General features: G+C 59.0%; 9 protein-coding genes and 1 pseudogene. 2 read left to right on the top strand and 8 right to left on the bottom strand.

Annotated elements, in window-relative coordinates; genetic code table 11:
* Window positions 1–61 precede the first annotated feature (61 nt).
* From AC07P6_RS12515 to nasR, 6 genes and pseudogenes are all read right to left on the bottom strand, one after another.
* Complete coding sequence (locus tag AC07P6_RS12515; RefSeq protein WP_478316478.1) at window positions 62–2,662, bottom strand: nitrate reductase; 2,601 nt, start codon at window positions 2,660–2,662, stop codon at window positions 62–64.
* Complete coding sequence (gene nirB, locus AC07P6_RS12510) at window positions 2,662–6,732, bottom strand: nitrite reductase large subunit NirB (protein ID WP_478316477.1); 4,071 nt, start codon at window positions 6,730–6,732, stop codon at window positions 2,662–2,664. Before nirB ends, AC07P6_RS12515 begins: the two co-directional genes overlap by 1 nt.
* Before the next feature lie 10 nt (window positions 6,733–6,742).
* A complete protein-coding gene (locus tag AC07P6_RS12505) occupies window positions 6,743–7,531 on the bottom strand; it encodes an ABC transporter ATP-binding protein (protein ID WP_182239449.1) in 789 nt (262 codons plus the stop codon).
* Between the two features lie 10 nt (window positions 7,532–7,541).
* Window positions 7,542–8,426, bottom strand: a pseudogene (gene ntrB, locus AC07P6_RS12500) (nitrate ABC transporter permease).
* Window position 8,427: 1 nt separating this feature from the next.
* Entirely contained in the window at window positions 8,428–9,684 is a 1,257-nt protein-coding gene (locus AC07P6_RS12495) for a CmpA/NrtA family ABC transporter substrate-binding protein (protein WP_434662982.1), read from the bottom strand.
* A 246-nt stretch (window positions 9,685–9,930) separates the two neighbouring features.
* Window positions 9,931–11,121, bottom strand: coding sequence for a nitrate regulatory protein NasR (nasR, locus tag AC07P6_RS12490; protein ID WP_478316476.1), 1,191 nt, complete (start codon window positions 11,119–11,121; stop codon window positions 9,931–9,933).
* Between the two features lie 68 nt (window positions 11,122–11,189).
* On the opposite strand from nasR, the gene AC07P6_RS12485 reads away from it, so the two are divergent.
* Both AC07P6_RS12485 and AC07P6_RS12480 read left to right on the top strand, forming a co-directional pair.
* Window positions 11,190–11,543 carry a DsrE/DsrF/TusD sulfur relay family protein gene (locus AC07P6_RS12485; protein WP_478316475.1) on the top strand — a complete coding sequence of 118 codons (354 nt, stop codon included), beginning with the start codon at window positions 11,190–11,192 and terminating at the stop codon, window positions 11,541–11,543.
* A gap of 239 nt (window positions 11,544–11,782) precedes the next feature.
* Window positions 11,783–12,025 carry a DUF1883 domain-containing protein gene (locus AC07P6_RS12480; protein ID WP_110274189.1) on the top strand — a complete coding sequence of 81 codons (243 nt, stop codon included), beginning with the start codon at window positions 11,783–11,785 and terminating at the stop codon, window positions 12,023–12,025.
* 34 nt (window positions 12,026–12,059) lie between these two features.
* Here the strand turns inward: AC07P6_RS12480 and AC07P6_RS12475 are convergent, their stop codons facing one another.
* The gene (locus AC07P6_RS12475; protein ID WP_181485863.1) at window positions 12,060–12,740 is read right to left on the bottom strand and encodes a gamma-glutamylcyclotransferase; all 681 of its coding nucleotides are present in this window, start codon (window positions 12,738–12,740) and stop codon (window positions 12,060–12,062) included.
* Between the two features lie 150 nt (window positions 12,741–12,890).
* Window positions 12,891–13,121 carry a putative cation transport regulator ChaB gene (chaB, locus tag AC07P6_RS12470; RefSeq protein WP_112213375.1) on the bottom strand — a complete coding sequence of 77 codons (231 nt, stop codon included), beginning with the start codon at window positions 13,119–13,121 and terminating at the stop codon, window positions 12,891–12,893.
* Between the last annotated feature and the right edge of the window lie 249 nt (window positions 13,122–13,370).

The raw sequence follows: 13,370 nt of genomic DNA, 5'->3' as shown, positions 1-13,370 counted from the left end.
AGTTTATCGTTTTTTGCCATCCCTCGCAGCCTTCAGCATGATTCCAGGAATATACTGAATCTCAGGCTTGCGTTAGATTTTCCGCCAGCAGCGCCTTAAGCTCCGGGATACAGGAGCCGCAGTTGGTGCCGCATTTTAGTTGTGCGCCCAGCGCTGCAGGCGTCCGGCAGCCGCTGGCGATGGCTTCGTTTATCGCCCGCTCGCCCACGCTAAAGCAGCTACAGATAATACGCCCGCGCGGCACCGTATCGCTGCCCTTTCTGCCGCTCAATAGCGCGTGGCGCTGAGCAGCATCCTGCGGCGGGGTACGAAACGCGGCGTTAATCCACTCGGCGTCAATCACCGGTTCACGGACATCGCTCCACCAGCCAAGCATCAGCTCTCCGTCCTGCCACGCCAGCAGGTTCCAGACCTTGCCGCCCTCGGCGACCTGCATTTGCCATCCCTGCTGCTGACACCAGTCGGTCAGCCACCGGCGAGGGCTGATATCCCCGGCGAGAGAAAGATGGCTTATGCCCTGCGCGGCCCGCCGTCGCCAGTGCAACGAAACGGGTATTGGAACCGGCTGGCGGGAAAAGAGTTCACCTTTCCAGGCTGGAAGCCAGGCGGCAATTGCTACCGCCACCTGTTTACTCTCCGGCTGCCCGGAGTGGGGGTCGGTGATCGCCATCAGCAGGTTATTCACCCTTCCCTGGCGAGCAAATTGATTATTCCAGTGCATTGGCACGAACAGCGAACCGGGGCGCTGCCCATCGCTGATAATCACTTTTGCTACCATCACCCCATTCGGTGAGCGGACCCGCGCTAATTCACCTTCCAGCAGGTGATAACGCTGCGCATCTTCTGCTGCCACCTCCACCACCGGTTCGGCGATATGCTGCATCAGCCTGGGCACCGAGCCGGTGCGGGTCATGGTGTGCCACTGATCGCGGATCCGCCCGCTGTTGAGGATTAGCGGATAAAACGCATCGGTTGCCGCCCGGGTCGGTTGAGGGGCGACGGGCACCATGCGCAGCTTGCCATCCCGGTGCCATCCCTTGTGCAAACTCCATGCTGCTGGGCTGCGACTCACTGGCCAACGCACAGGTTCCAGCGCATCCCAGGCTTCAAGGCTGAGGTTCGCCAGCCCGCCGATATCAAACGCCCGCTGGCCGTTATTTTCAAAACCCGACAGCGCGGCGTGCTCGTTGAATACGTCATGAGAATGCTGCCAGGCAAAGGCGGGGCCAAAGCCCAGCTCTTGCGCCACGCGAGCAACGATCCACCAGTCGGCTTTCGCCTCCCCAGGCGACGGCAGAAACGCGCGCTGGCGAGAGATCCGCCGCTCGGAGTTGGTCACGGTGCCGTTCTTCTCTCCCCACGCCAGCGCCGGAAAACGAATATGGGCGAAGCGTCCGGTATCGGTATCGGCAACCACATCCGAGACAATCACCAGCGGGCAGGCCGCCAGAGCTTCGCTCACCGCATGACTATCCGGCAGCGATACTACCGGATTGGTGCCCATAATCCACACCGCTTTAACTTCACCTCGACCAATGGCGGCAAACAGATCCACCGCCGTCAGCCCTGGTGTTTGCGCCAGCCGTTCAGTGCCCCAGAATCGCGCCAGGCGCTGTAAATCGTCGGCTTCAAAGTTCATATGCGCCGCCAGCATGGTCGCCAGCCCACCGACCTCGCGCCCGCCCATCGCGTTGGGTTGACCGGTCAGCGAAAACGGCCCGCAGCCCGGACGCCCATATTTTCCGCTCGCCAGGTGAGCGTTAATAATGGCGTTGCATTTATCGCTGCCGCTGGCGGATTGGTTAATGCCCATCGTATAGAGCGTGATGGCGCGCGGTGCGGCAATAAACTGGCGATAGAAATCGGCGACCTGCTGCTGCGGCAAACCGCAGAACTGCGCCACTTTTTCGATGCTCCACTCCTGCGCGAGCGTCAGTGCCTGCTGCGCATCGCTGAAATCGTCGGCAATGTCGCCGCTGTCAGCAATCGCGTTAAGCAGGCCGACAAACAGCCCGCCGTCGCTGCCGGGGGCCAGCGCCAGATGTACATCTGCAATATCGCAGGTGGCAGTACGACGCGGGTCAATCACCACCACCCGCATCTGCGGATTATCGCGCTTCGCCTGCACCAGTCGCTGATAAAGCACCGGATGCGCCCAGGCGGCGTTCGAGCCGACTAACACCACCAGATCGCTGTTTTCCACATCTTCATAACTGCACGGCACTACGTCCGCCCCCAGCGCACGTTTATAGCCAGTGACCGCCGAAGACATACACAGCCGTGAGTTAGTGTCGATATTCGCGCAGCCGATAAAGCCCTTCATTAGCTTGTTGGCGGCGTAGTAATCCTCGGTCAGCAACTGTCCGGAAGCGTAGAACGCCACCGCCTGCGGCCCGTACTGGTCGATGATTTCCCGCAGGCGTGAACCCGCCGCCGCCAGCGCCTGCGGCCACGAGGCGCGTTCGCCATCGACTTCAGGGAACAACATTCTTCCCTGCAGACCGACGGTTTCCCCCAGCGCCGCGCCCTTAACGCACAGGCGACCAAAGTTCGCCGGGTGCCGCTCGTCGCCGCGCACGATCACCTGACCGTTCGTTTCCACGCTGGCGATAACGCCACAGCCGACCCCGCAATAGGGGCACGTGGTTCGGGTTTCCGTCATCAGGAGGCCTCCGCGCGAACAAGCAGCTGCTGGTTGCCAACCCACACCTTGCCGTTCTCAATTTTCACCGGCCAGGCGCGCACCGCCTGTTCGCTGCCGTCGCACTGGCGACCGTCGCGCAGGCGGATACGCTGCTTGTACAACGGCGAAATCACAATCGGTTCGCCGCCCGCATCGCCAAGCAGCCCGCGCGACAGCACGTTGGCCTCGCTGCCCGGTTCCAGGTTATCGAGGGCGTAGACCTGATCGCCAAAGCGGAATAGCGCAATCTGCCGTTCGCCGAGCCGCGCACCAATGCCCGCCTGCGGCGGAATGGCCTCAAGATCGCAAATGACCTGCCACGGACGGGACGGCAGCGTCGGTTCAGCCAGCGCAGCGATCGGGGCCAGCTGCGGCTGACCGCGCAAGGTGTGTCGCTGTACCGCTTCGTCCGGCTCATCACTATTAACGAACGAGCGGAACAGCGCCAGCCGCTGCGGATCGTTAAGGGTGGTTTGCCATTCGCACTGGTAGCTGTCCACCACCCGCGCCATCTCCTGCTCCAGCTCTTCGCCAATCCCGAGACTGTCTTCAAGGACAACTTCTCGCAGATAGTCGACTCCGCCCTCAAGGTTATCCATCCAGGAACTGGTGCGCTGCAGGCGGTCGGCGGTACGGATATAAAACATCAGCAGGCGGTCAACGGTGCGAATAAGCGTGTCTTCATCAAGGTCGCTGGCGAACAGGTCGGCATGACGCGGCTTCATGCCGCCGTTGCCGCAAACGTATAGATTCCAGCCCTTTTCGGTGGCGATAACGCCGATATCCTTCCCCTGAGCTTCCGCGCATTCGCGGGTGCAGCCAGAGACCGCCATTTTAATTTTGTGCGGTGCGCGCAACCCTTTGTAGCGGTGTTCGAGGGTGACCGCCAGGCCGGTGGAATCCTGCACGCCGTAACGGCACCAGGTCGACCCGACGCAGGATTTCACCGTGCGCAGGGATTTGCCGTAGGCGTGACCGGTTTCAAAGCCCGCCTCCGCCAGCTCGCGCCAGATCGCCGGAAGCTGCTCCAGGCGCGCGCCGAACAGGTCGATACGCTGGCCGCCGGTCACTTTGCTATACAGCTGATAGTGTTTGGCAATCTGGCCGATCGCAATCAGCCCATCCGGCGTCACTTCCCCCGCCGCCATGCGCGGCACCACCGAATAGGTACCGTCTTTCTGGATATTGGCGAAGTAGCGATCGTTAGTATCCTGCAGCGGCAGATGCGCTGGTTTCAACAGATATTCGTTCCAGCAGGAGGCCAGCACCGAAGCCACCAGCGGTTTACAGATTTCGCAACCGTGACCCTGACCGTAGCGGCTAATCAGCTGTTCGAAGGTGCGAATATGGTTGACGCGCACCAGGTGGAAGATCTCCTGACGCGACCACGGAAAGTGCTCGCAGACATCTTTTTTGACTTCAACACCCTGCTCGGCAAGCTGGTACTCCATCACCTGTTTCACCAGCGCGCTACAGCCACCGCAGCCAGTTGCCGCTTTAGTGCAGCTCTTGATCGCCGCCATGTCGCCCGCACCGCCGCTTACCGCCTGGCAGATATCGCCCTTACTGACGTTGTGACAGGAGCAAATCTGTGCGCTGTCCGGCAATGCCGCTACGCCGAGCGCTTTCGGCGCGCTGCCCTCCAGCGCCGGAAGAATCAAACTTTCCGGGCGCGTGGGCAATGCCATGCCGTTGAGCATCATCTGAAGCAGCGTGGAATAATCGCCAGCATCGCCGACCAGTACGCCGCCGAGCAGGGTTTTACCATCCTGACTGACCACGATTTTTTTGTAGATTTGCTCCGGCCCGTGGGTCCACTGGTAGCTCTGGCAGCCCGGCGTGCGTCCCTGAGCGTCGCCGAAAGAGGCCACATCGACGCCCAGCAGCTTCAGCTTGGTGCTCATATCGGCCCCAGTGAAGCTGGCCTCTTCGCCCGCCAGGGTCGCCGCGGCGGCGCGCGCCATCTGATAGCCGGGGGCCACCAGACCATAAATTTTGTTCTCCCACAGGGCGCACTCGCCAATTGCCAGCACATCCGGATCGGAGGTGCGGCACTGGTTGTCGATGCAAATCCCGCCGCGTTCGCCAATTTTCAGCTCGCTGCTGCGGGCCAGCGCGTCCTGCGGGCGGATACCCGCGGAGAACACCACCATATCGGTCTTCAGCGAGCCGCCATCGGCGAAGTTCAGCATCAGTCCCTGCTCATGCTCGACAATTTCCGTCGTCGCCTTGCTGGTGTGCACCCCAACGCCCAGTTCGCTGATTTTCTCGCGCAGCATCGCCGCGCCGCCGTTATCCAGCTGTACCGCCATCAGGTTTGGCGCAAATTCCACAACGTGCGTTTCCAGTCCCAGTTGCTTGAGCGCATTAGCCGCTTCCAGCCCGAGCAGGCCGCCGCCGATCACCACCCCACGGCTGGCGTTAGCCGCGCGAGCGGCAATCTGGTCCAGATCGTCAAGCGTACGGTAGACAAAGCAGCCTTCGAGATCATTGCCAGAGACTGGCGGAACAAACGGATAAGAGCCCGTTGCCAGCACCAGCTTATCCCAATGCGTTTCGTGGCCCTGAGCATCGCGCACCACCCGCGCTTCACGGTCAATGCTGGTGACCGATTCCCGCAAACGCAGTTCAATGCCGTACTGAGCGAAGAAGTCCCCTTCCACCAACGACAGCGATTCGGCGCTGCGTCCGGCGAAATATTCCGACAGATGTACCCGATCGTAGGCGGCATAGCGCTCTTCGCAGAACACCACAATCCGGTATTGCTGATGAAGGTTACGGCTGACGCATTGCTCAAGAAAATGGTGGCCGACCATGCCGTGTCCGACCAGCACTAAAGTAGGTTTTGTCATTGTAGTTTGTCCCGCAGCGCGCGGCTGCATCGTTGAAGAAGGATCAAAGAGCCAGTCTGCCGGTGCGGGCGCATGCGCCCCCAGCAGGGCGGTGAGCGGCGCGGCGCTGGCGCAATCGCCCAGCAACACGACGCCGCGCAGCTTGCCGTCGCGCAGCAGCAGGCGACGGTAGTGGCGGTCCAGCGGATCCCAGCTGGTACAAATTTCATCCTGTTCATCAGCCCGCAGTTCACCGGCGCTGAATAACTCGATACCGGTAACTTTCAGGCGCGTGCCGCTATCCTGCCAGTGAAAATCTTCTCCGGGATGACCGCACAGACGATCGGCCAGCACCTCGGCCTGGCGCAGGCACGGCGCCACCAGTCCCCAGGTCTGACCATCAATTTCGCAGCATTCACCAATGGCGCTGACGCCCGGCTGCGCGGTGGCCAGCTGACTGTCGACGATAATTCCGCGACCACACGCCAGCCCGCTGCGCTCGGCCAGCAGTTTGTTGGGCTGCACGCCGGTCGCCAGAACCACCCGCGAGGCGGCAAAGGCGCGGCCATCTTCCAGCAGCACTTCGCGTTCATTAATGGCGGCGATGCGGCTCTCCATCACACAGCGGATGCCACGCTCGGCGAGCTGTATTTGCAGCTGTTCACCGGCAAAAGCATCGGTCTGTTGCTCCATCAACCAGCGCCCGCGATGCAACAAAGTGACACTGTCACCATAACGTCGTAGCGCGGCGGCCGCTTCGACGCCGAGCACCCCGCCGCCAATCACCACCGCCGGACCGTTGATTGCCAGAATGCCCTCAACGTCCGCCAGAGTGCGAAAAGCAAAAACGTGCGGCAGCTCAATACCCGGCAGCGGCGGCATAAACGGCAGCGATCCTGTGGCAAATACCAGCTCATCCCAGTAAAGTTTTCCGTCGGTAGTTTGTAGAGTGCGGGCCTGAATATCCACCGCCGTTACCGACTCACCTGCACGTACCGTGACGTCATGCTGCTGGTACCACTCCTCAGACAGCAGTTGCGTCTCGGGTGCCGTTTTCTCCCCACCAAGCACCGGCGACAGCTGAATACGGTTGTAGGCCTGGCACGGTTCATCACCAATAATCGTGATGCTAAACCGCTGCGCATCGCGCTCTACCAGCGCCTGCGCCAGGCGAGTCGCCGCCATGCCGTTGCCGATAATCACCAGTTGCCGCTTCATCGCCGCCTCCCTATGCCGCTTTCGGCTGTTTTTCATAGAGGAAATGCAGGATCTGCTGGCGCAGATGGTGATAGCGGCTGTCGTCCGCCAACTGCACGCGGTTACGTGGGCGAGGCAGGTTCACATCAAGGATCTCCCCAACCGTCGCCGCCGGGCCGTTGGTCATCATCAGTACCCGGTCGGAAAGCAGCACCGCTTCATCAACGTCATGGGTAATCATCACGATAGTGGTGTTCAGCGACTGCTGGATCTGCATTACCGCGTCCTGTAAATGCGCCCGGGTCAGGGCATCGAGTGCGCCAAAGGGTTCATCCAGCAGCAGCACTTTCGGCTTCATTGCCAGCGCCCGGGCGATGCCGACGCGCTGCTTCATGCCGCCGGAAATTTCCCCCGGACGCTTATGCAGGGCGTGCCCCATCTGCACGCGCTCGAGGTTGTGCTCAATCCACTCTTTGCGTTCGGCTTTGCTCATGCTGCGACGAAAGACCTGATCCACCGCCAGCGCCACGTTATCGAAGCAGGTTAACCACGGCAGCAGGGAGTGGTTCTGGAACACCACCGCGCGTTCCGGCCCTGGCCCGGCGATTTCACGGTTGTCGCACAGCAGGCCGCCTTCCGTCGGCAGGGTGATCCCGGCAATCAGATTGAGCAGGGTTGATTTGCCGCAGCCGGAGTGGCCAATCAGGCTAATGGTTTCTCCTTCGTAGATGTCGAAGGAGACATTCTGCAATGCGAGGAATTCGCCGCTGGCGGTGTTAAAGCGCTGGCTGACGGCCTGGACCTGAATTAATGGTTTCATTTGCGGCTCCTTATTTTTCCTGCCAGCTAAAACGACGGGCAAGCAGCATCAGCCCTTGTTCCAGCAGTAACCCGACCACGCCGATGATGACGATGGCGATGATGATGTTTTCTACGTTGAGGTTGTTCTACTCGTTCCAGATCCAGAAACCGATCCCTAAGCCGCCGGTGAGCATTTCAGCGGCGACGATCACCAGCCAGGCGATGCCGATGGAGAGACGAACCCCGGTCAGCACCGCGGGTAATACCGCCGGAAAGAGGATCTTGCGCATCACCGTCCATTCGGAAAGCTGCAGCACGCGGGCCACGTTGAGATAGTCCTCGGGGATGCGGCGCACGCCCTCGGCGGTGTTGATCACCATCGGCCAGATAGAGCAGATAAAAATGGTCCAGCTCGAGGCCGGTTCCGCCTTCTGGAACAGCAGCAGACCGATAGGCAGCCAGGCCAGCGGACTGACCGGACGCAGCAGCGCAATCAGCGGGTTAAACATGCGGGCGAAGAATACCGAGCGGCCAATCAGGAAGCCCAGCGGAATACCCGCCAGCGCGGCGAGGCCAAACCCCACCGCCACGCGCTGCAATGACGCCAGCACGTTCCAGCCAATGCCCATGTCGTTCGGTCCGTCCTGATAGAACGGATCGGCAAAAATGGTCAACGCCGAATCCAGGGTGCTAAGCGGGGTCGGGAAACCTTTGCTGTTCATCGCCGCCAGCTGCCAGCCCAACAGTAATAACCCCAGCCCGAGCAGCGGCGGCAGCAGGCGCTGGGTCGTATCACGCAGCCAGCGGCTGACGGGAGGCGTATTTTTGCGCACCTGCACCGGCGGCAAAGTAATCACTTCGCCGGGCGCTTTTTCAGCGCTGGCCTGCGGTTGCGTTTTATATGCGTGCTTCATCTCATGCCCCCTTACGTTGAATCGCGAAACTACGGGCGTAACCTTCCGGGTCGACCCCATTCCAGACTTTGCCGTCCAGCAACGTGCTGCTGCGCATCAGTTGCGTTGGTGTGCTAATACCACCCACCGCCTGTGCGGCCTCTTTCCAGACGTCAATACGATTTATGCGCTGGGCCACCGCCAGGTAATCCGGCGCCGACTTCAGCAATCCCCAACGGCGAAACTGGGTCAAAAACCACATACCGTCCGAGAGCCACGGGAAGCTCACTTCACCCTGCGCGTAGAAGCGCATCGGGTGCGCATCCTGCCAGCGGCGACCGATACCGTTGTCGTATTCGCCGAGCATGCGTCCGGTGAGGTACTGCTCTTTAGTGTTCAGCCATGCGCGCTTAGCGAGGATCCGTGCCGTTTCACGGGTGTTATCCGCCGAGGCTTCAATCCAGCGCTGAGCCTCCATCACCGCCGCCACCAGCGCGCGCGCGGTGTTGGGATTGCGCTCAACCCATTCGCTGCGTGTACCGAGAATTTTTTCCGGATGTTCCGGCCAGATATCCTGCGAGGTAGCAGCGGTAAAGCCGATGCGATCGTTAATGGCGCGGGCGTTCCACGGCTCGCCGACGCAGAAACCGCTCATATTGCCGATGCGCATATTCATCACCATTTGCGGCGGCGGCACTACCACGGTGCGCACATCCTCAAAGGGATTAATTCCGCCGCTTGCCAGCCAGTAGTAGAGCCACATCGCGTGGGTGCCGGTGGGGAAGGTATGCGCGAAGGTGTAGCTGCCCGGCGCGCTCTGGCCGATCAGTTTTTTTAGCCCGCTAAGGTCGGTGACGCCCTTCTCCTGCAGTTCGCTGGAGAGGGTAATGGCCTGGCCGTTGCGGTTAAGAGTCATCAGGTTAGCCATCGCCTGCGGTTTACTGGCGATACCCAGCTCGAGGCCGTAGAGCATGCCGTACAGAATGTGCGCCGCATCCAGCTCTCCGGCGACCAGCTTGTCGCGCACCGCCGCCCAACTGGCCTCTTTGCTCGGCACGAGGGTAATGCCGTGCTTTTTATCAAACCCCTTCAGGGAGGCAATGGCTAAGGGCGCACAGTCGGTCAGCGGAATAAAACCCACCCGCACGGTGGTCTGTTCCGGCTTATCCGAACCTGCCGCCCACGCCGCCTGCATCATACCGGGCAGCAGCATCGCGCCGCCCAGCGCGGCCCCCGCCTGTAATAAACGCCGCCGTGAAATCGAAAACTTATCGCCCATAACCGCTCCAGAAACGCGCAAAAAAAAGCGCCCGGCAATGCTTACGCACTGCAGGACGCCTTTATCCATGGACACACGCACCGCCATTGGCCCGTTGCCCAAAACTTTTATTCACTCGTTTTATTTAATGCAAAGCCGATGCCAGATTTGCACAGGGCCATTTTCCGCCCTTTTCACCACGTCAGCCGTTCGGCTCGCAGCAATATTGCACCGTCGGCTGGCAGTAAATGCCCACTGATTGTGCATCTACTCCTTTGGGGTTAATTGCCATAACGACTTCACCGTCAGCAGCGCTCGGGCTATCTCCACCATGCGCTGATTTTTGTCCATCGCCATTTTGCGCAGCGTCTGCCAGGCCTGCTCCTCCTGCATTCCCTGATGTGCCATCAGCACGCTTTTGGCTTTTTCAATCAGCTTGCGCTCTTCCAGCGCATCCTTTAACGACGCCAGTTGTCCGGAGAGCTGTTGCAGTTCGTGGGCCTGCTGACGAACCAGCGGCAGCAGCTGTTTATCCAGCCGATGGGAGACGCTATCGCTGATATCCGCATCCTGCCAGTCAGTTGGCGGGGCCTGTTCTTCTTCCAGCAGGGCGTCGGTCGCGTTAAGCAGGTCAACAATCAGCAGCTCTTCCACTCCGCGCAGCTGCTCCAGGCGCTGAGTCTGGGCGCAAAACCAGCGCAATGCCGTTTCGCCATCATCCGCAGGAGGTTGGCGAGTACAGGCAATACGCCGCAGCTGTTCTATTTCCAGGCTGGCCTGACACTGTTCAGCAAACAGGGTCGTTTGCGGGGGATGAGCCAGGGCCAGGAAGCTGTCAAAGCAGGGCTGCTGACCGTCAATACGGTCCACCAGCTGCTGGCGCAGTTCATCGCTAAACTGCCCGCGAGCAAAGCCCAGCGCGCCCAGCGCACGCTCCTGCCCGGCCAGCTCTTTCCCCTGCATAAAGCTGTAGAGTGCCACCATACGTCCGGCGATTTGCGGATCGTCGATGCTGTCATTGAGCTGCGGGACAATATTCAACAGATGGCGGATGATAAGGCTAAATTGCCCCGTCGCCTCCTCGGCGGCAATTTTCTGACCGCGCACGCGCTCGCGTAGGACCGTTAACTGCGTCAAGTACCAGACCGCGCTGGCGATACGCCAGCACAGCGCGCTGCTGGCTGAGCTGCGGGCTGGGTCAAGCGCCGCATAGAATAGCGTTAATTGCTCATCCACCAGCGCCGCTCCCGCCCGGCACTCCGCGGCGTAAAGTCGGCCTCCCGAGCACAACCAGATGTTTGACGCACCTCGCTCACACTGAAGCATATGCACCAGAGCACTGATTTGACTTGCCAGTTCCCCCTGCTGCGCCAGCTGATGCAACTGCTGTCTCTGCAATCGACGCGCACGTGCAAACCAGTCGCCCGCCTCGGGCGCATTGCCAGCCATATTATTCATACCCCTCTCCCGGGTTAACGCTTTATACTTCAGCCAAGCAATAACCGTGCCTTATAGAAGGAGTCCTTATGCAACGTGTTGTGATTATCTCTAACGGTGCCGCCTACGGCAGCGAATCCCTGTTCAACAGCCTGCGTCTGGCTATCGCCCTGCGTGAGCAGCAATCCGAACTCGAACTCAAGCTATTTTTAATGTCTGATGCGGTCACCGCCGGTCTGCGCGGCCAGAAACCGGCGGAAGGCTACAACATTCAGCAGATGCTGGAGATCCTCACCGCGCAAAACGTGCCTGTGAAGCTGTGTAAGACCTGCGCCGATGGCCGGGGAATCAGCACGTTGCCGCTGATTGACGGCGTGGAGATTGGTACGCTTGTTGAACTGGCGCAGTGGACGCTGGCGGCGGATAAAGTCCTGACCTTCTGAAGAATCTCTTTTAAACGGGATTAAATATCAGGCTGGCGGCGTTTTTTGATGGAAAAACAATGCCAGCTGAATGCTTTCAGGAACAACGTCATTTTTGTTTAATCTTTACTCCTTTTGTTGATCAAAATCAGCATCTGCATCCCTCCCCTTTGGTGTTATGCATAGACCAAAGTGTGAACCATATCACGCGTGGAAATGGGCAGGCAGGACGCTGTAGACAGAAACGGGGTTGAGATTAAATGGCAATGGTAAAAGCAAGTTTAACGTTGTTTGGTGGTGATACGTTGGTGGTGCGTTGTTCCGAACGCTGCCACATTCACCTGATGAGCGCCAAAGTTCCTGGCGATAGTCATGCGGATATTCTGAGTGTGCAGGACAGAGATAGCGCGTATCTGACCGTACCTTACAATGGTACCTGGAACGTTCTCATCGACAGCCACAGCCAGTCGCTGGAGCACTCAATCAGCTACGTTCCCGCCTGATAGCAAACGCCCGGTTTCCCCGGGCGCTTCATTCTTAAGCCAGCCCCGGCTGGCTATTATCCCCAAGCAGATTACGCACCTTGCTGACCAGGTCATCAAGGCAGTCATCGTGCATGCCGAGCTTGCACAGCTCCTGCTCAAGGGAGAACAGATACTGGGCATTGGTGCCAAGCGGCCCGCTAGCGCGTGCTATCAGCGGCGCAATCACCTGGGCGCTGGTATCCGCCTCAAACAGCGGATGGCGCGGGTCCATAATAAACACCAGCGCGTTCACGGTGCGTCCATCGTCCAGCTCCAGTTTGCACCAGGTCGGCAGATAGCAGCCGGTGATCATTTCCCGCTTCCACAGGAGCGTCAGCTCTTCTTCCAGAGTTTCATCAGGCAGGCGGTAGGCTACGCCAGTCGTGCGTCCGCCCTCTTTCAGGGCCAACATACGACCCGGCTGATTTGCGCTACCGCGCCCGGCGGTGAGCCGCAGGCAAAACGCGCGGTGCCAGCCAGGCAGCGTGCCGGTACAGGATTCACTGTATTCAAGCGCCGGGTTCCACATCAGGGAACCATAGCCAAAGATCCATACCGAGCCATCGTCCGGACGACAGGCCAGGGTCGCAGCCAAAGAGGCTGCCCGTTGCTCTGCCGACCAGAGAAGCGATTCCTCAATAGCGCCAAACGCTGTTTTACAATCCGCATTCAGTAAGAAATCACGAGTTAACACTTTCTACTACCTCCACCACTGCCCGCTTCCCGGCGATTATCTGATGCCATCCATGAAATATTGCCGAATTATTATCCAGCTTTATTTGACAATAAGCAATGAACGCCCGGTGGGCAAGGGCTCAGGCAGCAGATTACGCAGTAAAAGTGATTATTTCTTCTTATGCCACTTATCATCGTCGCCTTTTTCATAATCATTTTTTACCGCCGCCCAGGCGACTTTATGCGCCGTTTCTTCACGGCTGGCGTCATCTCGTCGGTCTTCTTTGTGTTTGTACTGATCCCAAGCGCTGTTAAACGCTTCTTTATAGATCTCCTGGGCATGTGCGGGCAGGACGTGCTGAACGCTCTCGGGTAATTCACTTTTGCTGCGATAAGGCATGATAACCTCCAGATTGCGTATGAACATTAAGTCTGGAAGGTGATTTTCTGGTTGGCAAGGCGAGGATAAATGAGAAAGGAATTTTAGTAATTATCTGAATAATAGATACAAAACCATAGTAATCGCATCTTATGGCAATCTAACACCTTTATCAGCCAGGAGTGGTAAATTTAAGTAAAAAAACAAATTACTTTCATCAATGTCTGTTATTTTATTAACTTACGCTATCTATAATTATAACACCTGCAC

The organism is Klebsiella sp. GFKo11 (genome assembly GCF_056490265.1).
Note: the sequence above shows the minus strand (reverse complement) of the source record. Positions and strands in the feature narration are given on the sequence as shown.